A 21,945-nucleotide genomic window follows, 5' to 3' on the forward strand; every position below is an offset into this window, starting at 1 on the left:
CACGGCCGCAGGCTTGTCCTAGTCGACCAGGCCGGCCCGCTCCAGGGCCTCGGTGCCCGCCCGGAGCGCCGCGATCCGCTCGTCGAGCGTGAAGCCGGCCGGGGCGAGGGTGAGGGTCGTGACCCCGGCCGCCGCGTAGGCCTGCATCCGGTCGGCGATCCGCTCCACGGAGCCCAGCAGCGTCGTCTGGTCGATCAGCCGGTGCGGGACGGCGGCCGCCGCGCCGGTCTTGTCGCCGGAGAGGTACTTCTCCTGGATCTCGGCGGCTTCCTTCTCGTACCCCATGCGCTGGGCGAGCTGGTTGTAGAAGTTCTGCTTGCGGCTGCCCATGCCGCCGACGTACAGCGCGGTGTACGGGCGGAACATGTCGGCGAGCCCGTTGATGTCGTCGCCGACGGCCAGCGGGAGGGTCGGGCAGACGTCGAACCCGTCCATGGTCAGGCCCGCCTTCTCGCGGCCGGCACGGAGGTGCCGGAGCGCGGTGTCCTCCAGATGCTCGGCGGACGGGAAGATGAGCAGCGCGCCGTCGGCGATCTCGCCGGTCTGCTCCAGGTTCTTGGGGCCGATCGCCGCGATGTAGAGCGGAATGTGCTCGCGCTTCGGGTGGACGGTCAGCTTGATCGGCTTGCCCGGTCCGCCGGGGAGCGGGAGGGTCCAGTGCTCGCCCTCGTGCGTCAGGCGCTCGCGAGCCATGGCCTTGCGCACGATCTCGACGTACTCGCGGGTGCGCGAGAGCGGCTTGTCGAACTTCACGCCGTACCAGCCCTCGGAGACCTGCGGGCCGGAGACACCGAGACCGAGGCGGAAGCGGCCGCCGGAGAGCGAGTCGAGCGTGGCGGCCGTCATCGCCGTCATGGTGGGCTGACGGGCCGGGATCTGCATGATCGCGGAGCCGACGTCGATGTTCTCGGTCTGGGCCGCGACCCAGGCGAGGACGGTCGGGGCGTCGGAGCCGTACGCTTCGGCGGCCCAGCAGACGTCGTAGCCGAGGCGGTCCGCCTCCTGGGCGACGGCGAGGTTGTCGCCGTCCATGCCCGCGCCCCAGTAGCCGAGGTTGATGCCGAGCCGCATAGCCGGTCCCCTTACTCGTCGACTCATTTACTGATCAGTAACGATCCGCGTTCGGACTCTAGCGCGCAGGCCCGCGTCCCGTCAGGAGGGAGACGGGCTCGCATCGGTACGAGGTTGTCCACAGGCTCTCTCCGCGTGGGCCTCTGGCCAGTAATCTCGCGGCCATGGAGCAGAGGCATCTCGGCCGTACCGGCCTGCGTGTGTCCCGGATCGGCCTCGGCACCCTCACCTGGGGGCGGGACACCGACGAGCACGACGCGGCGGACCAGCTGAAGGCGTTCTGGGAGGCGGGCGGGACGCTGATCGACACGGCGGACGTGTACGGCGGCGGCGAGGCCGAGTACCTGCTCGGGCAGCTCGTGGAGCGGCTGGTTCCCCGGCGCGATCTGGTCATCGCGACGAAGGCCGGCAGCGTTCCGGACCCGGACCGCCGGTTCGACGGCTCTCGCGGGCACCTGCTGGCGGCGCTGGACGCGTCGCTGGAGCGGCTGGGGACGGACTACGTGGACCTGTGGCAGGTGCACGCCTTCGACCCGGAGACGCCACTGGAGGAGACGCTCCAGGCGCTGGACATCGCGGTCAGCAGCGGGCGGGCGCGGTATGTGGGCGTGTCGAACTTCTGCGGGTGGCAGCTGGCGAAGGCCGCGACGTGGCAGCTCGCGCCGGGCGCGGTGCGGGCGCGGCTGGCGAGCACGCAGATGGAGTACTCGCTGCTGCAGCGGGGCGTGGAGCGGGAGGTGCTGCCCGCCGCGCTGGACCTCGGCGTCGGGCTGTTGCCGTCGTCGCCGCTGGGTCGGGGGGTGCTGACGGGCAAGTACCGGCACGCGACGCCGTCCGACTCGCGGGGCGCGTCGGACCGGCTGGCGCCGTTCGTGGAGCCGTACCTGGACGACTCGGCGACCCGGATCGTGGACGCGGTGATCACGGCGGCGGACGGGCTGGCGGCCACGCCGCTCCAGGTGGCGCTGGCGTGGGTGCGGGACCGGCCGGGGGTGGTGGCGCCGGTGGTGGGCGCGCGCAACGCGCAGCAGCTCGCGGCGGCGTTGTCAGTGGAGGCCCTTAGTCTTCCTGACGAGATCCGCCGGGCGCTCGACGATGTGTCGGCGCCCGTGCACCGCTATCCCGATCAGGACTGGAGCACGCTGTGACCGCGCTTCCCCGGGGGGCAACCCCCGGCCCCTCGGCCGACGACCAGGACGCCACCGCATCCGCTGCCGCGGGCGACGCGGAGCCGGCTGGCACCCCCGCTGTCCCGGCACCGCCGGAGAACGCCGAGAACGGCGCTGCCCCGGCCCGCCCGGACGACGCGGCCGAGGCGGCGGCGGCCGAGCACGACGTGGAGGGCGACGCGGCGGAGCGGGACGCGACCGCGTCGGCGGGCGGGGTGGGTGACGCCTCCGAGGGCGGTGACGGCTCCCAGGGGAGCGGCGACTCTGATGGGGATGACGTTTCCCCCGAGGGTGACCCCTCCGGCGGCGGTGAGCTCTCAGAGGTGGGTGATGCCTCCGGGGGCGGTGACGGCTCCCAGGGGAGCGGTGCTTCCGATGGGGGTGACGTTTCCGAGGTGGAGGCGGAGCTGGCGGCGCAGCGGGAGCTGCGGGCGCGTATCGAGCAGCGCAAGGCCGAGAAGGGCGGCCCCATCGCGGCGGGCGGCAAGCTGAGCGGTCAGGCCGCCGACCTGCTGGCGGCGGTACGGGCGGTGGAGAGCGGCAAGACGTCCGGCACGGCGTACTTCGACTCCCCCGCGCCCGCGCCGCGGCGACCCGCCCCGGAGCCCGTCGCGCCCGCACGGCCGGCGGTCGCCGCTGCACCCGTCCGTCCAGGACGGTCGGCGGCGCCGGAGACGGTCGCGGCCGTGCGGGCCGTGCTGGGCGAGGGCGGCGCGCCGGAGTCGCTCGCCGGGCAGGTGGCCACCGTGCTGGGGGAGACGGCGGCGGAGGTGCTGCGCGCGGACCCCTGGCAGCTGCTGTCGGTGCCGGGGGTACGCCCGGAGCAGGCCGACGGTTTCGCGCGGGCGCTGCTCGGCGCGGAGTGCGGCCCCGGGGACGAGCGCCGCACGGTCGCGCTCATCGGGTGGCTGCTCCAGCGGGCGGCCCTCCAGGGGCATACGGCGCTCGACGCGGCGGCCGTGCGGGCGGCGCTGGCGGAGCGTTCGGTGCCCGAGCCTGACGAGGCGGTGCAGCACGCGATCGCCGAAGGCGCGGTGCTGGTCTTCCACGACGGGCCCGCCGAGGACGGGGAGGAGGAGCCGGCCGACGACGCGGAGCCCGTACCGGTCCTGCTCGGGCTCGACCGGTACGCGCTCGCGGAGGAGAGCCTCGCCGACACCCTGGCCCGGCTCGCCAGGAGCGGCCCGGACGCCCGCTGGCAGGACGCTCCCCCGACCGACCTGACCCGTGCGGTCGCCGAGCACGGGCTCGTCGCGCACACGGGCGGCGAGGCGGCGCGGGCCGAGGCGGTCGCCCTGGCCGAGGCCGCACGTGGACTGGGGCTCAGGGCTGTTGTGGCCACGTACACGGAGAACGGCCGCCGCCGGCTGGGCACGGACGTCGACGCGGTCACCGCCGCCGGGCTGCTGGCCGGGGCGGGGGGCCCCGGCAGGGACGCGGACGGGGCGCTCGCGCTGGACCTGCTGGTAGTGCTGGATGCCCCGCAGCTGGACGTCGAGACGGCGGCGATGCTGGTGGAGTCGCTGCCGGACGGGTGTCGTCTGGTACTCAGCGGCGACCCGGGCGTGCTGTGGTCGGCGGGCGCGGGGCGGGTCTTCGCGGACGTCCTGGCGGCGCGGGCGTGCCCGCAGGTCGCGTCGCGCACGCCGGACCCGGGGCCGATCGGGGAGCTGGTCTCCGGCATCGGGATCGGTGAGCTGAACCAGGTGGAAGCGCCGGGCAAGGAGGTCGTCATCGTCCCGGTGCGGGAGGCGGGTGAGGCGGTGCACCGAACGGTGCAGCTGGTCGCGGACTCGGTGCCGCGCGCGATCGGGGTGCCGGCCGAGCAGACCCAGGTGATCACGGTGGGCCATGGCGGTGCGGCGGGGACGCGCGCCCTCAACGCGGCGCTCAAGCAGCGGCTGAACCCGGGGCCGGGCCGGTTCGGCGGGTTCGACCCGGGCGACCGGGTCGCCCACGCCCCGTCGCCGGGCCGGACGGTACCGGGCACGGTGCTCTCGGCGGACGCGGAGGGGTTGCACCTGGACTGCGAGGGCGAGCGTGTCGTCGTACCGAAGGACCGTGTCGAGACGGCGCTCCGCCACGGCTGGGCGCTGACCGCGCACCAGGCGGTGGGCATGCGGTGGCCTGCGGCGGTGGTCGCCCTGCCCGGCGACGCGGCGCAGGCCCTGGACCGGGCGTGGGTCTACACCGCGTTCAGTCGTGGCGAGCGGCACCTGTCGGTGGTCCACGGCGTGGACCAGGCGCTCCCCCACGCGGTGGCGGAAGCCCTCCCCCACCCCCGCACCACCCGACTCCGCGCCCTGCTGGAGAGCCTCCTGGCCCCCCAGGAGGACTGACGGTCGCCCCGCAACCGGCCCGGGCCGGCTGGAGAACCACGGCGCGGGGCGCCCCGCCCGGCCAGCCACCCGTCTGCCGGAGGAGGTGCCCCGTGCCGGGCCGGCCACCCGGCGCGGGCGCCGGGCCCGCTGGCCCCGCTGCCCGGGCGCAGGCCACCGTCGCGGCTGGACCGCGCCTGCCAGGCCTGGTCTCGACCCGCCGCCGCACGACGGTCCGACCTGACGGCGCGCGGCCGATGACCGGCAGGGTGTCAGAGCACGCCGGAGAGGTACCCGCGTGGTCGCGACCGCGCGGGCAGGCAGCTCAGGGCGTGCGTGCCAGGGCCGGGGCGCACCGGCTCGAGTGCCCCCGGGACGGTCGCAGCGCCTTCGGTTCGTGGCCGTTTCGGGCGGGTGCCGCCGACAGGCCCCGCTTGGGCACCGGTGCGTGCACGGCGGGGGCGCAGCCGACAGTCCCGGGACGGGCCGGCCGGTCCCGGCTGGGCCGCGGCCTGCCCGGGCACGCGGCCCGCACGGCCGGGGCGCAGCCGACTGGGCCAGGACGGGCCGGCCCAGTCCCCGGCTGGGCCTCGCGGCCTGCCCGAGCCCGCGGCAGGCGAGCGGGGCGGGCCTCGCAGGTGCCCCTGACGGGCGGGGCGTCAGGCCTGGTCCGGCCAGCCGGCGCGGATGCCCCCGCCGGGCAGCCCCTGCGCGGGTGCCCCGGGGGCCACAAGGCGCGCCCAGCCGGATGGGGGTGCGGCTGGGCGCGGGGCGGGGGCGTGTCCGGAGAGGGGCTCAGGTGGTGTCCGGGCGGGCGTCCTCCGGGTCGCCGTGGATGTCGTCCTCGTCGAACACCGCGCTCACGTCGAAGCGGCAGACCACGCGGCCCGGGTCCGCCTGGTCGAACGGGGTGCTCAGCCACTCGCCCGGTTCCGGGAGCTCGTCCGCGGCCGCGACCCACAGGGTGGAGTCGCCCTCCTCCAGGCCGAACTCCTTGTGCCGCGACGCGATCTCGTCCGGTTCGAACTCGCCGAACAGCACGCCGAGCGCCGCATGCACGCTCGTGCCCACCACCGCGGCGGTCTGCACGCCGTCGTCCTCCCGGTCCAGGTCCGCGATGCGCTGCGACTGGGCCAGCAGGCGCTGTGGCTCGACCACCGCGTAGTCGCGGCGGATCAGCACGGTCAGCGCGTTCGGCTCCTCCGGGCCCTCGTACGGCGGGAGGGAGTCCTCCACGCCGGGGATCTCGAACGGCGTGACCTCGTCGTAGCGGTCGTAGAGCCGCTCGTCGTAGGCCTCGGCCGCGGTGGCGAGGGCGTTGAAGGCGGCATAGACGGCCGGGTCGTCATCACCCGTGCGGTTCTCGACCGCCTCCAGGTGACGGTCCAGTGCGGCTTTGACCGCCTCGGCGGCGGCGCGTACCTCGGCAGCGGTGGGCTGCGCAGCATCAGACATACAGCAGACGCTATCCGTACCGGGCCTCTGCTTGCACAATAGATGCGATGCCGGAATACGAATTTGTCGACGTGTACGTACCTCGCGGGGTGTCCCGCAAGGAGGCGACCCGTCTGCTGACCGACCATGCCGAGTACGGACACTGGGAGTTGGACCGACTGAGTCTCCACCGGGACGGCAGCCGCCGTGTGCGGCTGCGTCGGCGCATCATCCGTCAGGTGCGCGCCACCTGGTGAGGGTGACGAGCAGAACGGAGCGGGCCGCGCGATGGCGTGGCCCGCTCCGTCGTCTCCGTGGGGACGGGGACTACGAGGACTGCCGGGTACGGCGGTAGAGGACCGTGCCCCCGAGCAGCAGGCCCGCGCCCGCCGGGATCAGCATGCCGAGCGGGGCCGCACCGGTCAGCGCGAGCTCGTCGTCCGCCTTCGGCGGAGTGACGGTCTGCGCGCCGGGCTCGTTCGGCTCGATCGGCGAACCGGGCTCGTCCGGGCTCTCCGGCTGACCCGGCGTACCCGGCTTACCGGGCTTGCCCGGCTCGTCGGGCTCATCGGGGGTGCCGGGCTCGTCCGGGTTGCCGGGGTTACCGGGCTCGTCCGGGTTACCGGGGTTACCCGGCTCATCGGGGTTGCCGGGGTTGCCGGGCTCGTTCGGGTTACCGGGGTTGCCCGGCTCGTCCGGGTTACCGGGCTTGCCCGGGTGGCCGGGCTTGTGCGGGTGCCCGTTGGCGCACTCGTTGCCGAACGCCGGGTTCAGCCCCCCGACGACATTGACGCTGTTGCCGCACGCGTTCACCGGCACGTTCACCGGCGCCTGGACATTGTTCCCGGACGCGACGCCCGGGGAATTCGCCGCCGCCCCGTTCGCCTTGGCGCCGTTCGACTTGTTGACGCACTTGTTCCCGAACGACGGGTTGAGTGCCCCGACGACGTTCACGGTGTTGCCGCACGCGTTCACCGGCACGCTCACCGGCGCCTGAACATTGTTCCCGGACGCGACGCCCGGGGAATTCGTCGCGGCTCCGTGCGCGTCGGCGCCCGTGTGCGCCTGGGCGTATCCGCCGCCGAGGGCGAGTACGCCACCCGCGGCCGCCACGAGGGTCAGGCCCTTTCGCGTGACCTGTCGCATAGCTGGTTCCCTGCCTTCTAGGCTTCCCGAATACCTCTGGGCACAGCGCCCGGAGGCCGAATGTCCACCGGCCCCGGAGCGCATGGCACGCACTCCGGGGCCGGCCGGTCTCGGACCCCTAGGGGTCGAGGCGCAACGTCAGTCGTTGACGCAGACGTTCCCGAAGGCCGGGTTCAGCAGGCCGATGATGTTGACCGTGTTGCCACAGGCGTTGATCGGGATGTGGATGGGAACCTGAACCACATTGCCCGAAATGACACCCGGGGAGCCGACAGCGGCACCCTGCGCGCCCGCGTCGGCCATGGCCATGCCCGCGCCCGCCAGCACCAGACCCCCGGTGGCGGCCGCAACCGCGACGACCTTCTTGATCATTATTCCTCCTTGTTGGCAATGCGATCCCAGCCGCGGACCGCATCACCTGTAACGACAGGGAGGTAATCGAGCTACGACCCGGTGACGCCGTTCACCCTTTTCGGTCAGATGTGCACACGCGGGCGATTATTGGAGTGTCGTTTCACCCGACTATTCCAGCTAATCGGGCCGGGGCATCGGCTTGCGTCAGCTTGCGTCGATGAAACGGTCCAGCACACGCACGCCGAATTTCAGGCCCTCCACCGGAACGCGCTCGTCCACGCCGTGGAACATCCCGGCGAAGTCCAGCTCCGGCGGGAGCTGGAGCGGCGCGAAGCCGAAGCAGCGGATGCCGAGGTCGTCGAAGGACTTGGCGTCCGTGCCACCGGAGAGCATGTACGGCACGGCACGGGCGATCGGGTCCTCGGCCCTGAGCGCGGACTGCATGGCGTCCACCAGGTCCCCATCGAAGCTGGTCTCCAGCGCCTTGTCGGCGTGCACGTCCTCGCGGCGGACGCGCGGCCCCAGGAGCCGGTCGATGTCGGCCAAAAACTCCTCCTCGTACCCGGGCAGGAAGCGCCCGTCGACGTGGGCGGTCGCCTGCCCCGGGATGACGTTGACCTTGTACCCGGCGCCGAGCATGGTCGGGGCGGCGGAGTTGCGGAGGGTGGCGCCGACCATCTTGGCGATGCCGCCCAGCTTGGCGAGCGTGGCGTCCATGTCCTCCGGGTCCAGCGGGGTGCCGAGCGCGTCGGACAGCTCGTCCAGGAAGGACCGTACGGTCTTGGTGACCCTGACCGGCCAGGTGTGCCGGCCGAGCCGCCCCACCGCCTCGCACAGCTCGGTGATGGAGTTGTCGGTGTTGGTCATCGAGCCGTGCCCGGCCGTGCCGTCGACCGTCAGCCGCATCCAGTGCATGCCCTTCTGGGCGGTCTCGACCAGGTAGAGGCGCAGGTTCTCGTTGACGGTGAACGAGAAGCCGCCGACCTCGCCGATCGCCTCGGTGACACCCTCGAAGAGGTCGGGGTGCTTGTCCACGAGGTGCCGGGCGCCGTACGTACCACCCGCCTCCTCGTCCGCGAGGAACGCCAGCACGATGTCGCGCGGGGGCTTGCGGCCGGTGCGCAGCCGGTCCCGTACGACCGCGAGGGTCATCGCGTCCATGTCCTTCATGTCGACCGCGCCACGGCCCCAGACGCAGCCCTCGGCGATCTCGCCCGAGAAGGGGTGATGCGTCCAGTCGTCGGCGTTGGCCGGGACGACATCGGTGTGGCCGTGGATCAGGAGGGCCGGCCGGGAGGGATCCTCGCCCGCGATCCGCGCCACGGTGGAGGCGCGTCCCCTGTGGGACTCGATGATCTTGGGTTCGAGCCCCACCTCGGCGAGCTTCTCGGCGACGTATTCGGCAGCCGCCCGTTCCCCCGGGCCCGAGTGATCGCCGTAGTTGCTGGTGTCGATCCGGATCAGGTCGCGGCAGAGGTCGGTGACCTCGTCCTCGCCCCTGACGGTGGCGGTTCGCGCCGTGCTCGACTCACTCACGCTGGTTCCTCCCGCGTCGCTGCTGCTGGGTCCTCTCATCCTGCCCCCTCCGGGGGGCGTGGGCGGGGGCGTGATCGGGCACTCCCAATGTTTGCTATGGTTTTCCACGTCGGAGCGGCCGCGGGCCGCGAGACAGACACCTTGTCCGGGTGGCGGAATGGCAGACGCGCTAGCTTGAGGTGCTAGTGCCCTTTATCGGGCGTGGGGGTTCAAGTCCCCCCTCGGACACAGAGAGAAGCGCGGGTTCGGTCGGCAGACCGGACCCGCGCTTCCGCGTTCACGGCCTTCGCATAGGCTCGGCCGCACCATGAACAACAGTCTCGATCCGCTGGAGCCCAAGGCCGACAAGGACACCGTGCGGCGGCACAACCTCAGCCTCGTGCTGCGGGCCGTGCACGACGAGGGCGAGGCGACCCGGGCGGCAGTCGCGGCGCGGGTGGGGCTGACGCGGGCGGCGGTGTCGTCGCTGGTCGAGCAGTTGCTGGCGGGCGGGTTCCTCACGGAGCAGGGCAAGACGTTCAGCGGGCAGGCGGGGCGACCGGGGACGGCGCTGCGGGTGGCGCGTACGGGGCCGGCCGGGCTCGGCGTCGAGATCAACATCGATTACGTTTCGGTGTGTGTGGTCGACCTGGCCGGAACCGACCGGGTGCGGCTCACCGAGCACGTGGACAACCGGGGCGTGCCGCCCGGCGAGGTGCTGGAGCGGGCCGCGCGGATCGCGGCGCGGACGCTTCGGTCGGCTGCCGAGCAGGAGCTCCGTCCGGCGGGCGCGCGGCTCGCGCTGCCCGGGCTGGTGTCCGGCGGCACGGTGCGCCAGGCGCCGAACCTGGGCTGGAACCGGGTGGCGGCGGAAGGGCTGTTCGGTCAGGCGCTGAGCCGGTTGCTGCCCGGGGGGCGGCCCCTGCCGGTCGGCTCGGACAACGAGGCCAACGCGGCCGCCCTGGCCGAGCTGTGGTTCGGCGGTCCGGAGCGCGTACGCAGCTTCCTGTACCTGACGGGCGAGATCGGGGTGGGCGGCGCGATCGTCGTCGACGGTGAGCTGTTGCGCGGGGCGCACGGGTTCGCCGGGGAGATCGGGCACGTGGTGGCGGACGCGGACGGGCCGCAGTGCCGGTGCGGTTCGCGGGGGTGCCTGGAGCAGTACGCCGGTCAGGCCGCGCTGCTGCGGGGCGCGGGCCTCGACGAGGCGGCGGGGATGCCGGGGGTCGCGGAGCTGGAACGGCGCGCCCTCGCGGGTGACACCCGGACGGTGGCGGCCCTGGAGCGGGCCGGACGGATGCTGGGGCTGGTGGTGTCCGGGGCGGTGAACCTGCTGGACCCGGACGCGGTGGTGCTGGGCGGGATCTACCGGCCGCTGATGCCGTGGCTGGGCCCGGCGGCGGACCGGGAGCTGACCCTTCGGGTCGTGTCGGGGCTGTGGCCGGCGCGGAGCGGGCGGCTGCGGGGCTCGTCGTCGTCGGGCGACGCGGCGCGGGGGGCGGCGGCGCGGGTGGTCCGGGACGTGATCGCCGACCCGGCGGCATACACGGCACGCGCCGCGCGGTGACCATGCCGGGGGCTGGGCCCCGGTGCCTCGGGCCCGTGGCGGCGCACCGCACGGGGCGGAAGCGCCGTACGGCGCGGGCCGGGTCGGTGCGGCCGGTGGGCCAGGTCGGGGCGGAAGCGCCGTACGGCGCGGGCCGGGTCGGCTGCGGCCCGTGGGGCGCGGGCCGGGTCGGTGCGGCCGGTGGGCCAGGTCGGGGCCCCTCCGGGCTCACCTCCTCGCGGTCGGCGGGGTGCCCACCCGGTCTCGTCGCCGTTTCTCGCCGCCGATCCGCTGCGGGGGCGACCCTGCACGGCTCCTCCTCGCCGTGGTCGGAGCCAGCGGGCCCGATCTCGTGTGCACGCTCCCCGGCCAAGCCTCCCTCGCCCCACCGGGCCGCAGTGGGCGTACGACCGGGGCGGGGCCGTGCAGGGTCGCCCCCGCAGAGGATGGGGGTCCCCCTGCTCGAGCGAAGCCGAGAGCTTGGGGGAGGCGTCGGAAGGGCTCCCCTTCCGGCGTACCCAAGGCCGCCGGCCTCGAGGAGTTGAGCCCGGAGGGGCCCCGCCCCCCACCCACCGGGGGTGGCCGCCACCGGGGCGGCGCGGGTCAGCGGGTGGCGAGGAGGTGGTCCAGGGCCAGTTGGTCGAGGCGTTCGAAGGACATGGAGCGTTCGGCCGCGGCGGTGACGTCGAAGGTCTCGTACGCCGTGGGGTCGGCCAGCAGGGCGGACAGGCCGTCTTCGGCGGTGGGGCGGGCCAGGTCGGGGAGGCGGGAGGCCGTCAGGGCGGCCTGGACCTCGGGGTCGGCGCGGAAGGCGGCGGCGCGCTCCTTGAGGACCAGGTAGTTGCGCATGCAGTTCTTCGCGGACTCCCACACGCCGTCGGAGCCGTCGGTGCGGACCGGCTTGAAGTCGAAGTGGCGCGGGCCGTCGTAGCCGGCGCTCTCCAGGAGGTCGACCAGCCAGAACGCCTGGCGGAGGTCGCCCGCGCCGAAGCGGAGGTCCTGGTCGTACTTGATGCCGGACTGGCCGTTGAGGTCGATGTGGAAGAGCTTGCCCGCCCACAGGGCCTGGGCGATGCCGTGCGGGAAGTTGAGGCCGGCCATCTGCTCGTGGCCGACCTCGGGGTTGACGCCGACGAGTCCGGGGCGTTCCAGGCGCTCGATGAAGGCGAGGGCGTGGCCGATGGTGGGGAGGAGGATGTCGCCGCGCGGCTCGTTGGGCTTGGGCTCGATGGCGAAGCGGAGGTCGTAGTTCTGGCTCGTGACGTACTCGCCCAGGAGGTCGAAGGCTTCCTTCATGCGGTCGAGGGCGGCCCGTACGTCCTTGGCGGCGCCCGACTCCGCGCCCTCGCGGCCGCCCCAGGCCACGTACACCTTCGCGCCGAGCTCGACGGCCAGGTCGATGTTGCGGATTGTCTTGCGCAGCGCGAAGCGCCGGACGTCGCGGTCGTTGGCGGTGAAGGCGCCGTCCTTGAAGACCGGGTGCGTGAAGAGGTTGGTGGTGGCCATCGGCACCTGCATGCCGGTGCGGTCCAGGGCGTCACGGAACCGCTTGACGAGCGCCTCGCGCTCCGCTTCGGAGGACCCGAAGGGGATCAGGTCGTCGTCGTGGAAGGTCACGCCGTACGCGCCGAGGGCGGCCAGGCGCTCGACCGATTCGACGGGGTCCAGGGCGGGGCGGGTCGCGGTGCCGAAGGGGTCGACACCCTGCCAGCCCACGGTCCACAGCCCGAACGTGAACCGGTCCTCGGGGGTGGGGATGAAGCGTTCCGACATGTTCCGGCCTCCAGGTCTATTTGTTTGCTCACATTACTAATACGCTACGGACGGTCCGTCGCCAAGAGAGCGGAAGAGGTAACCGATGCTGTCGTCCCCGGTCGTCATCGGCGTGGACAGTTCCACCCAGTCCACCAAGGCGGTCGTCGTGGACGCCGCCTCCGGGCGGGTCCTGGCCATGGGCCGGGCCGCCCACACGGTCAGCGGCGGGGCCGGGGCGCGCGAGAGCGACCCGGAGCAGTGGTGGCGGGCGCTCACCGAAGCCGTCGCCGAGGCGCTCGTGGGCTTCGACGCCCGTACGGTCACCGGCGTCGCCGTCGCCGGCCAGCAGCACGGCCTGGTCGTCCTGGACGCCGCCGGCCGCCCGCTGCGCCCCGCCCTGCTGTGGAACGACACCCGCTCCGCGCCCCAGGCCGCCGCCCTCACCGCCGAGCTGGGCGCCGACGGCTGGCTGGCCCGCACCGGTTCCGTACCCGTGGCGTCGATGACGGCCACCAAGTGGCAGTGGCTGCGCGAGCACGAGCCGCGTACCGCCGAGGCGGCCACCGCGGTGCGCCTCCCGCACGACTTCCTCACCGAGCGCCTGAGCGGGACGGCCGCGACCGACCCGGGCGACGCGTCGGGCACCTGCTGGTACAACACCGCGACGGGCGCGTACGACCCCGAACTGCTCGACCTCCTCGGCCTGGACCCGGCCCTCCTCCCGCCCGTCGCCCCGACCGGCGCCACCCGTACCGGCTCGCTGACCGCCACGGCGGCGAAGGAGCTGGGCCTGCCGGAAGGCATCGCCGTCGCCGCGGGCACAGGGGACAACATGGCCGCCGCCGTGGGACTCGGGCTGGGCGGCCGGGGCCTGCTGGACCACCCGGTGGTCTCCCTGGGCACCTCGGGCACCGTGTTCGCCGCCACCCGCACCCGGCCCGCCACGGCGGCGCTCGCCGGCTTCGCGGCCACCGACGGCACGTACCTGCCCCTCGGCTGCACCCTGAACTGCACGCTCGCCGTGGACAAGGTGGCCGCGCTGCTGGGCCTGGACCGCGAGGACGCCGCGCCCGGCGGCGAGGCCGTCCTCCTGCCGTACCTCGACGGCGAGCGCACCCCCGACCTGCCGGGCGCCTCCGGTCTGCTCACCGGGCTCCGGCACGCCACCACGCGGCAGCAGCTCCTCGGGGCCGCCTACGAGGGTGCCGCGTTCACCGTTCTGCGGGCCCTGGAGGCGCTGCCCGGCGCCGACCCGACGGCACCTCTCCGGCTGATCGGCGGCGGCGCCCGGGGGCGCACGTGGGTCGAGACCGTACGCCGCCTGTCCGGGCGGCCCGTCGTGCTGCCCAGTACCGCCGAACTCGTCGCCCTCGGCGCCGCCGCCCTGGCCGCGGGCGCCGCGACCGGCGAGGACCCGGTGGGCGTCGCGGCCACCTGGGACAGCGGCGAGGATGAGACGCTGCCTCCCGTCGAACGGGACCGGGCCACCTGGGACCGGATCGCCGCCGCCCTGCCCGCCCTCAGCTCCCTGGGAACCCGATGAAGTTCACCGACGGCTTCTGGCTCATGCGTGACGGCGTCCATGCCTCGTACGCCACCGAGGTACGCGATCTGCACGTCAGCGACGACCACGTCACCGCGTACGCGGCGGTCAGGCACGTGGAGCACCGCGGCCACACCCTCAACTCGCCGCTGATCACGGTGGAGTGCTTCTCCCCCGCCGAGGGCGTCATCGGGGTCCGCACCACCCACCACGCCGGGAAGGCGCACCGTGGCCCGGACTTCGCCCTCCGGAGCGGCCTCCACGCGGCGAAGACCCGGCGCGACGGCTCGGTCACCGAACTGACGAGCGGGCCGCTGACCGTCCGACTGGACCGGGAGGGGCCCTGGGGGCTGACGTTCCTGGACGCGGACGGGCGGCGGCTGACCGGCGTCGAGGCCAAGGGGACGGCGTTCGCCACGACGGCGGACGGCGCGCACCACATGGTGGCGCAGCTCTCGCTGGGCGTCGGCGAGTACGTGTACGGGCTGGGCGAGCGGTTCACGCCGTACGTGAAGAACGGGCAGAGCGTCGACATCTGGCAGGCGGACGGCGGCACCAGCAGCGAGCAGGCGTACAAGAACGTCCCCTTCCACCTCTCCTCGCGCGGCTACGGCGTCTTCGTCAACCACCCGGGCAAGGTGTCGTACGAGATCGGCTCGGAGTCGGTCGGACAGGTGCAGTTCAGCGTCGAGGACCAGTTGCTGGAGTACTACGTCGTGGCCGGGCCGACGCCCAAGGAGGTCCTCGCCCGCTACACGGCGCTGACCGGGCGGCCCGCGCTGCCGCCGGCCTGGTCCTTCGGGCTGTGGCTGACGACGTCGTTCTGCACGCCGTACGACGAGGAGACGGTGACCGCGTTCGTCGACGGCATGGCGGAGCGGAACATCCCGCTGTCGGTGTTCCACTTCGACTGCTTCTGGATGCGCGAGTACCAGTGGTCGGACTTCCGGTGGGATCCGGATACCTTTCCGGATCCGGAGGGAATGCTGGCGCGCCTCAAGGAGCGGGGTCTGCGGATCAGCATGTGGATCAACCCGTACATCGCGCAGAAGTCGGCGCTGTTCGAGGAGGGGGCGCGCCACGGCTATCTGGTGCGCAGGCCCAACGGCGACATCTGGCAGTGGGACCTGTGGCAGGCCGGGATGGCGCTGGTCGACTTCACGAACCCCGATGCCTGTGCCTGGTTCCGGTCGAAGCTGAAGACGCTGCTCGACCAGGGCGTGGACTGTTTCAAGACGGACTTCGGCGAGCGCGTCCCGACGGATGTGGTGTGGCACGACGGCTCCGACCCGGAGCGGATGCACAACTATTACGCGCAGATGTACAACGCGTGCGTCTTCGAGCTGCTGGAGGAGGAGCGGGGCGCCGGGGAGGCGGTGCTGTTCGCGCGGTCGGCGACGGCGGGCGGGCAGCAGTTCCCGGTGCACTGGGGCGGGGACTGTTTCGCCTCGTTCGAGGCCATGGCGGAGTCGCTGCGCGGCGGACTGTCGCTGTCCTTGTCCGGGTTCGGCTTCTGGAGCCATGACATCGGGGGCTTCGAGGGGACGCCCGACCCGGAGGTGTTCAAGCGGTGGCTGGCCTTCGGGCTCCTGTCGTCGCACAGCAGGCTGCACGGCAACATGTCGTACCGGGTGCCATGGGAGTTCGGCGACGAGGCGGTGGAGGTGGCGCGCCAGTTCACCGAGCTGAAGCACCGCCTGATGCCGTACCTGTACGGGGCGGCCGTCGAGGCGCACCGGAGCGGGACGCCGCTGATGCGGCCCATGCTGCTGGAGTTCCCGGACGACCCGGCGTGCCGGACGCTGGACCGGCAGTACATGCTCGGCCCGGACGTACTGGTGGCCCCGGTGTTCACGGCGGAGGGGAAGGTGGAGTTCTACGTGCCGGAGGGCGTGTGGACCCACCTGCTGACGGGCGAGACGGTGACCGGGCCGGGCTGGCGGCGCGAGCGCCACGGGTTCGACAGCCTGCCGCTGTACGTACGGCCGGGCGCCGTGCTGCCGCTCGGCGCGGACGATCAGCGGCCGGACGGCGACTGGCTGGAGGGCCTGACACTGCTGGTCACGCCGGGGCGGGGCCACGGGCCGGTGACGGTGCCGGATCACGGCGGGGCGCCGGCGGCGACGTACACGGTCGTACGGGAGGGGTCGGCGCTGCGGGTGTCGGCGAGCGGGACGGACCGGCCGTTCCGGGTGCGGGTGGTCGGCGTCGGGTCCGCCCGGGGCACCGGCGAGGTGACCGTACCGCTTACCGTGGGGCGGTGAGACGCAGAACCAAGGCCCCGGCGGCCCCGTTGCCGCAACGCGCCGGAATCGACCCGGTGCGGCTGCGGCTGCCCGCCGACCCGGACGGGGCGTGGGGATCCGTCCGGGACCATCTGCTGGGGCGGTACGCGGCGGCCATCGGCGCCGAGCGGGTGGACGCGATGCTGGCGGAGGGGCGGTTCGTCGGGGCGGACGGGCGGCCGGTCGGCGCGGCGGAGCCGTACACGCCGGGGCGGTACGTGTGGTTCCACCGGGACTTTCCGGCCGAGGAGCGGGTGCCGTTCGAGGTGGGGATCGTCCACCGGGACGAGCGGATCGTGGTCGCCGACAAGCCGCACTTCCTGGCGACGACGCCGCGCGGGCGGCACGTCACGGAGACGGCGCTGGCGCGGCTGCGGCGCGACCTGGGGCTGCCGGAGTTGCAGCCGGCGCACCGGCTGGACCGGCTGACGGCGGGGCTCGCGCTGTTCGTCGTACGGGCGGAGGACCGGGGTGCGTACCAGACGCTGTTCCGGGACCGGCGGGTGCGCAAGGAGTACGAGGCGGTGGCCGCGTACGACTCCTCGCTGGATCTGCCCGTGACCGTACGCAGCCGGATCGTGAAGGAGCGGGGGGTGCTGGCGGCGCGTGAGGAGCCGGGCGAGCCGAACAGCGAGAGCCGTATCGAGCTGCTGGAGCACCGGGGCGGGCTCGGCCGGTACCGGCTGGTGCCGGCGACCGGCCAGACCCACCAGCTCCGGGTCCACATGGCCCGCCTGGGCGTGCCGATCCTGCACGACCCGCTGTATCCGGTCGTACGGGAGGACGGGCCGGAGGACTACACGCGTCCGCTCCAACTGCTGGCGCGGACGCTGGAGTTCTCCGACCCGGTCGACGGCACGCCCCGGCGGTTCGTGAGCCGGCTGACGCTCAGTGGCCTCGGTTGATCCAGTCCTCCAGGTGCGGGGCCTCGGCGCCGATCGTGGTGCTGTCGCCGTGTCCCGTACGGACGATGGTGTCCGGCGGCAGGGTGAGCAGCCGGTCGCGGATCGAGTCGATGATCGTGGGGAAGTGGGAGAAGGACCGGCCGGTGGCACCCGGGCCGCCGGCGAAGAGGGTGTCGCCGGTGAAGACGGTGCCCAGGTCGGGTGCGTACAGGCAGACCGCGCCGGGCGCGTGGCCCGGGGTGTGCAGGACGGTGAGGTCGGTGCCCGCGATGGTGAGGACCTGCCCGTCGGCGAGCTCACCGTCCGGATGGTTGTCGGGGTGGGTCTGCTTCCACAGCGGCAGGTCGTCGGGGTGGAGCAGGATGCGGGCGCCGGTGGCGGCGGCGAGGGCGGGTGCGGCGTCGATGTGGTCGTTGTGGGCGTGCGTGCAGACGATGGCCCGCAGCGTACGGCCGTCGAGGGCGACGAGGATGGCCTCGGCGTCGTGCGCGGCGTCGATGACGACCGCTTCCGCGCCGTCCCCGACGATCCACACGTTGTTGTCGACGTCCCAGGTGCCGCCGTCCAGCGAGAACGTGCCGGAGGTGACGAGGTGCTCGATGCGCGCGGTCATCAGAAGACCACCACCGAACGCAGGACGTCACCCTCGTGCATCCGGGCGAACGCCTTCTCGACGTCGCCGAGGCCGATCGTCTCGGTGACGAAGGCCCCGAGGTCGATGCGGCCCTGCTGGTGCAGGTCGACGAGCATGGGGAAGTCGCGGGACGGCAGGCAGTCGCCGTACCAGGACGACTTGAGCGCTCCGCCGCGCCCGAAGACGTCGAGCAGCGGGAGCTCCAGCGTCATCTCGGGGGTCGGTACGCCGACGAGGACGACCGTGCCGGCGAGGTCGCGGGCGTAGAACGCCTGCCGGTACGTCTCGGGGCGGCCGACCGCCTCGATGACGACGTCGGCGCCGAACCCGTCGGTGAGGTCCCGGATCGCCTCGACGGGGTCGGTGGTACGGGAGTTGACGGTGTGGGTGGCGCCCATCGACCGGGCGGTGGCCAGCTTCCGGTCGTCGATGTCGACGGCGATGATGCGCGCGGCGCCCGCGAGGCGGGAGCCCACGATCGCCGCGTCGCCGACGCCGCCGCAGCCGATGACGGCGACCGAGTCGCCGCGGCCGACCTGGCCGGTATTGATCGCCGCGCCGATGCCGGCCATCACGCCGCAGCCGAGCAGACCGGCGACGGCGGGAGCCACGGACGGGTCGACCTTGGTGCACTGGCCGGCGGCGACCAGCGTCTTCTCGGCGAACGCCCCGATGCCGAGCGCGGGCGAGAGTTCGGTGCCGTCGAGGAGGGTCATCTTCTGGCGGGCGTTGTGCGTGTCGAAGCAGTACCAGGCTTTTCCGCGCCGGCACGCCCGGCATTTCCCGCACACGGCGCGCCAGTTGAGGATCACGAAGTCGCCGGGCGTGACGTCGGTGACGCCCTCGCCGACGGACTCGACGACGCCCGCGGCCTCGTGGCCGAGGAGGAACGGGAAGTCGTCGTTGATGCCTCCCTGTTTGTAGTGCAGGTCCGTGTGGCACACCCCGCACGCCTGGATCCGCACGACGGCTTCACCGGGGCCGGGGTCCGGGACCACGATCGTCTCCACCCGCACGGGCTCGTTCCTCCCGGGGGCAACGACCCCTCTGACCTGCTGCGCCATCGCGGCTTCCCTTCCTCGTGCTGGTGTCCAGGACCACTATCGCCGTCGCGGCGACACAACGGGGGCATATTCCAGCCGGATGGGGTGACTACTGGGGTACGAGGTCCGCCGGTTCGGCGGCCGCGTGTGCCGGTATGCGGAGAGCCCCCGCCGGACGGGTGTCCGGCAGGGGCTCGTCCCACGTACGCGCGGGGGCGTCAGTCCTGCGGCTGCGAGGCCGCCAGCGCGCCCACCCGCTTGCGGACGGCGAACCAGCCGCCGACGAGCAGGGCCGCGATCAGGGGCAGGCAGTTGACCGTGGTCCGGCCGACGCCGCCGCCCCACCACATCAGGAACAGGACCGAGGCGAGGAAGACCAGCGTCACGATCTGCGTGTACGGGGCCCAGGGCAGCCGGTAGGAGGGCCGGGTGACCCTGCCGTCCTTGGAGCGCGACCAGAACAGCAGCGAGCAGAGCATGATCATGCCCCAGGTGCCGAGGATGCCGATGGAGGCGAGGTTCAGCACGATCTCGAAGGCCTCGCCGGGCATGACGTAGTTCAGGCCGACGCCCAGCACGCCGAAGGCGGCGGTGAGGAGGATGCCGCCGTAGGGGACCTGGCCCTTGTTCATACGGGCGGTGAACTTGGGCGCGGAGCCTGCCATCGCCATCGAGCGCAGGATGCGGCCGGTGGAGTACAGGCCGGAGTTCAGGCTGGACAGGGCGGCGGTGAGGACGACCAGGTTCATGATGTCGGACGTGCCCGGGATGCCGAGCTTGTCGAAGACGGTGACGAAGGGGCTCTGGTCGCCGGAGAACGAGGTGTACGGCAGCAGCAGCGAGAGCAGGACGACCGAACCGACGTAGAACAGACCCACGCGCCACATGATCGAGTTGATCGCCTTCGGCATGATCTTCTCGGGGTTCTTGGTCTCACCGGCGGCGACGCCGACCAGTTCGACGGAGGCGTACGCGAAGACGACGCCCTGGACGACCATCAGCATGGGGAGCATGCCGAGCGGGAACATGCCGCCGTTGTCGGTGACGGTGGTGAGGCCCGGGGTGTGGCCGCCGACCTCGTGCTGGGTGGCGACGAGGAAGATACCGACGCACATGAAGATCACGAGCGCGGCGACCTTGATGATCGCGAACCAGAACTCCATCTCACCGAAGTACTTCACCGAGATCAGGTTCGCGGTGAGGACGACGGCGAGGGCGATCAGGGCGAGGACCCACTGCGGGATGTCGCTGAACATGGCCCAGAAGTGGGCGTACGTCGCGGCCGCCGTGATGTCGGCGACGGCGGTGGTCGACCAGTTGAGGAAGTAGAGCCAGCCGGCCGTGTAGGCGCCCTTCTCGCCCATGAACTCACGGGCGTAGGAGACGAAGGCGCCGGAGGACGGGCGGTAGAGCACCAGCTCACCGAGGGCCCGGACGACGAAGAAGGCGAAGACACCGCAGACGGCGTACGCGATCGCGAGGGAGGGGCCCGCACCCGCCAGCCGGCCACCGGCACCGAGGAAGAGGCCGGTGCCGATCGCGCCGCCGATGGCGATCATGTTGACGTGGCGGGACTTGAGGTCCTTGCTGTAACCGGCGTCACCGGCGTCGATGTGGGGGGCGCCCGTCGCCGCCGGGGAACCCGGGCTCAGGGTGTCGGCCGCAGGCATGGTGCGGTCACTCATCTGGAAGTCGCCTTTGTGAGGGGTTGTGCGGTTTCAGCCCGTACGCCGGTGATGAAGGTGGTCACCGTGGCAGAAGGCCAGGGCACATAGTCCCGGCTACGCTGCCGTTTTGGCTGTGGCCTATGTCACGTACGGGCTGATCTGAGATGTTTTTGAGGTTACCGGCTGGTTAATCAGCATTGAGCAGCTTAAGGGGTGGCGCTACGGCGCGAGGACGTCCAGCTCGCGCAGAGCCCCCGTCGCGATCTCCCGGGTGAGTTCCTCGGCCCGGACCGCGTCCCGTGCCCGTACGGCTTCGGCGACCTGGACGTGGAGGGTGACGGCGGCCGGGTCGGGGTCCTCGAACATCACATGGTGGTGGGTGCGGCCGGTGAGGACCTCCGCGACGACGTCTCCGAGGCGGGCGAACATCTCGTTGCCGGAGGCGTTGAGGACGACGCGGTGGAAGGCGATGTCGTGGACGAGGTACGCCTCCAGCTGCCTGCCGCGCGAGGTGGCGACCATGCCGAGGGCCTGCTCGGTGAGCTCCCGGCACTGCTCGGGTGTGGCGTGGGTGGCGGCGAGGCCGGCGGCGACCGGTTCGACGGCCGAACGCAGCACGGTCAGCGAGCGGAGCTGGCGGGGGCGGTCGGTGCCGGCCAGCCGCCAGCGGATGACGCGCGGGTCGTAGACGTTCCACTGCTCGGTGGCGCGCACGGTCACGCCGACGCGGCGGCGCGACTCCACCAGGCGCATCGACTCCAGGACGCGGACGACCTCGCGGACGACGGTGCGTGACACCTCGAAGCGCTGGGCGAGCTCGTCGGTGCGCAGCACGCTGCCCGGCGGGTACTCCCCCGCGGTGATGGCAAGGCCCAGGGTGTCCAGCACATGCGTATGGAGTCCCTGGGCCTGCGTCGTCATGTGCATAGCGTAACCGCCACTGAAAAGTATGACTTTTATGTCACAGCTCTTGAATACGTCGTACCTCATGGGCTTCAGTGTGCGGCGACGGAGTCGATGTCGCGGAAGACAGCGAGGCACCACCCATGCAGCAACCCCCAGTCGTCGTCGTGATGGGCGTGGCGGGCACCGGCAAGACCACCATCGGTCCGCTGGTCGCCGAGCGCCTCGGCGTTCCCTACGCCGAGGGTGACGACTTCCACCCCGAGGCGAACATCGCCAAGATGTCGGCCGGCGTCCCGCTGGACGACGACGACCGTTGGCCCTGGCTCGACGCCATCGGGCAGTGGGCCGACGGTCGGGCGGGCCTCGGCGGTGTGGTGAGCAGCTCGGCGCTCAAGCGCGCCTACCGCGACCGGCTGCGGGCGGCCGCGCCCGGCGTCGTCTTCCTGCACCTGACCGGCGACCGGACGCTGATCGAGGAGCGGATGGCCGCGCGCACGGGGCACTTCATGCCCACCGCGCTGCTGGACTCGCAGTTCGCGACCCTCCAGCCGCTCGCGGACGACGAGGCCGGTGTGGCCGTCGACGTCTCCGGCTCTCCCGAGGACATCACCGACCGGGCCGTCGCCGCACTGCGCCGGCTCGCTTCCTGACCCC

The 21,945-nt window shown here is 72.8% G+C and carries 18 protein-coding genes and 1 tRNA gene; 9 read left to right on the forward strand and 10 right to left on the reverse strand.

Going from position 1 to position 21,945, the window contains the following annotated elements:
- Positions 1–18: 18 nt before the first annotated feature.
- Complete coding sequence (locus BKD26_RS10460) at positions 19–1,071, reverse strand: LLM class F420-dependent oxidoreductase (RefSeq protein ID WP_084897557.1); 1,053 nt, start codon at positions 1,069–1,071, stop codon at positions 19–21.
- Positions 1,072–1,235: 164 nt separating this feature from the next.
- On the opposite strand from BKD26_RS10460, the gene BKD26_RS10465 reads away from it, so the two are divergent.
- Positions 1,236–2,219: an aldo/keto reductase gene (locus BKD26_RS10465; protein ID WP_084897558.1), complete on the forward strand. Its 984-nt coding sequence runs from the start codon at positions 1,236–1,238 to the stop codon at positions 2,217–2,219.
- Positions 2,216–4,579 carry a helix-hairpin-helix domain-containing protein gene (locus BKD26_RS10470; protein ID WP_084897559.1) on the forward strand — a complete coding sequence of 788 codons (2,364 nt, stop codon included), beginning with the start codon at positions 2,216–2,218 and terminating at the stop codon, positions 4,577–4,579. Before BKD26_RS10465 ends, BKD26_RS10470 begins: the two co-directional genes overlap by 4 nt.
- A 774-nt stretch (positions 4,580–5,353) precedes the next feature.
- Here the strand turns inward: BKD26_RS10470 and BKD26_RS10475 are convergent.
- A complete protein-coding gene (locus BKD26_RS10475; RefSeq protein ID WP_084897560.1) occupies positions 5,354–6,013 on the reverse strand; it encodes a hypothetical protein in 660 nt (219 codons plus the stop codon).
- Positions 6,014–6,060: 47 nt separating this feature from the next.
- On the opposite strand from BKD26_RS10475, the gene BKD26_RS10480 reads away from it, so the two are divergent.
- Positions 6,061–6,249, forward strand: coding sequence for a DUF5703 family protein (locus BKD26_RS10480; protein WP_005319466.1), 189 nt, complete (start codon positions 6,061–6,063; stop codon positions 6,247–6,249).
- A 70-nt stretch (positions 6,250–6,319) separates the two neighbouring features.
- On the opposite strand, the gene BKD26_RS10485 is transcribed toward BKD26_RS10480, so the two are convergent.
- From BKD26_RS10485 to BKD26_RS10495, 3 genes are all read right to left on the reverse strand, one after another.
- The gene (locus tag BKD26_RS10485; RefSeq protein ID WP_084897561.1) at positions 6,320–7,138 is read right to left on the reverse strand and encodes a chaplin; all 819 of its coding nucleotides are present in this window, start codon (positions 7,136–7,138) and stop codon (positions 6,320–6,322) included.
- A 138-nt stretch (positions 7,139–7,276) separates the two neighbouring features.
- Entirely contained in the window at positions 7,277–7,510 is a 234-nt protein-coding gene (locus BKD26_RS10490; RefSeq protein WP_084897562.1) for a chaplin, read from the reverse strand.
- 186 nt (positions 7,511–7,696) lie between these two features.
- Entirely contained in the window at positions 7,697–9,028 is a 1,332-nt protein-coding gene (locus BKD26_RS10495; protein ID WP_084897563.1) for a M20/M25/M40 family metallo-hydrolase, read from the reverse strand.
- A 143-nt stretch (positions 9,029–9,171) separates the two neighbouring features.
- On the opposite strand from BKD26_RS10495, the gene BKD26_RS10500 reads away from it, so the two are divergent.
- A tRNA-Leu gene (locus BKD26_RS10500) sits at positions 9,172–9,256 on the forward strand.
- A gap of 79 nt (positions 9,257–9,335) precedes the next feature.
- The gene (locus tag BKD26_RS10505; protein WP_084897564.1) at positions 9,336–10,574 is read left to right on the forward strand and encodes an ROK family protein; all 1,239 of its coding nucleotides are present in this window, start codon (positions 9,336–9,338) and stop codon (positions 10,572–10,574) included.
- Positions 10,575–11,156: 582 nt separating this feature from the next.
- Here BKD26_RS10505 and xylA read toward each other — a convergent pair.
- Positions 11,157–12,326 (reverse strand): xylose isomerase, encoded by a 1,170-nt coding sequence (gene xylA, locus BKD26_RS10510; protein ID WP_084897565.1) that lies wholly within the window; start codon positions 12,324–12,326, stop codon positions 11,157–11,159.
- Between the two features lie 85 nt (positions 12,327–12,411).
- Here xylA and xylB point away from each other — a divergent pair, with 85 nt between their 5' ends.
- Genes xylB through BKD26_RS10525 form a run of 3 tightly spaced genes read left to right on the forward strand, consistent with a single transcriptional unit; the run spans position 12,412 to position 17,041 of the window.
- Positions 12,412–13,851: a xylulokinase gene (gene xylB / locus BKD26_RS10515; protein WP_084897566.1), complete on the forward strand. Its 1,440-nt coding sequence runs from the start codon at positions 12,412–12,414 to the stop codon at positions 13,849–13,851.
- Entirely contained in the window at positions 13,848–16,115 is a 2,268-nt protein-coding gene (yicI, locus tag BKD26_RS10520) for an alpha-xylosidase (protein ID WP_084897567.1), read from the forward strand. Before xylB ends, yicI begins: the two co-directional genes overlap by 4 nt.
- Positions 16,112–17,041, forward strand: coding sequence for an RluA family pseudouridine synthase (locus BKD26_RS10525; RefSeq protein WP_084897568.1), 930 nt, complete (start codon positions 16,112–16,114; stop codon positions 17,039–17,041). The genes yicI and BKD26_RS10525 overlap by 4 nt, the downstream gene beginning before the upstream one ends.
- Here BKD26_RS10525 and BKD26_RS10530 read toward each other — a convergent pair.
- The 4 genes from BKD26_RS10530 to BKD26_RS10545 all read right to left on the reverse strand — a co-directional run bounded on the left by BKD26_RS10530 (position 17,025) and on the right by BKD26_RS10545 (position 21,306).
- Positions 17,025–17,654, reverse strand: coding sequence for an MBL fold metallo-hydrolase (locus tag BKD26_RS10530; protein ID WP_084897569.1), 630 nt, complete (start codon positions 17,652–17,654; stop codon positions 17,025–17,027). The two genes, BKD26_RS10525 and BKD26_RS10530, sit on opposite strands and share 17 nt — an antisense overlap.
- Entirely contained in the window at positions 17,654–18,739 is a 1,086-nt protein-coding gene (locus BKD26_RS10535) for an S-(hydroxymethyl)mycothiol dehydrogenase (protein WP_084897570.1), read from the reverse strand. The genes BKD26_RS10530 and BKD26_RS10535 overlap by 1 nt, the downstream gene beginning before the upstream one ends.
- A gap of 197 nt (positions 18,740–18,936) precedes the next feature.
- Complete coding sequence (locus tag BKD26_RS10540; protein WP_084897571.1) at positions 18,937–20,403, reverse strand: amino acid permease; 1,467 nt, start codon at positions 20,401–20,403, stop codon at positions 18,937–18,939.
- A 201-nt stretch (positions 20,404–20,604) separates the two neighbouring features.
- Positions 20,605–21,306, reverse strand: a complete 702-nt coding sequence (locus BKD26_RS10545) for an FCD domain-containing protein (protein WP_084897718.1) — start codon at positions 21,304–21,306, stop codon at positions 20,605–20,607.
- 125 nt (positions 21,307–21,431) lie between these two features.
- Here BKD26_RS10545 and BKD26_RS10550 point away from each other — a divergent pair, with 125 nt between their 5' ends.
- Positions 21,432–21,941, forward strand: a complete 510-nt coding sequence (locus BKD26_RS10550; RefSeq protein WP_084897572.1) for a gluconokinase — start codon at positions 21,432–21,434, stop codon at positions 21,939–21,941.
- Positions 21,942–21,945: the final 4 nt, after the last annotated feature.

Source organism: Streptomyces sp. CB03238, assembly GCF_002099185.1.
In the GTDB taxonomy this organism is placed as follows: domain Bacteria; phylum Actinomycetota; class Actinomycetes; order Streptomycetales; family Streptomycetaceae; genus Streptomyces.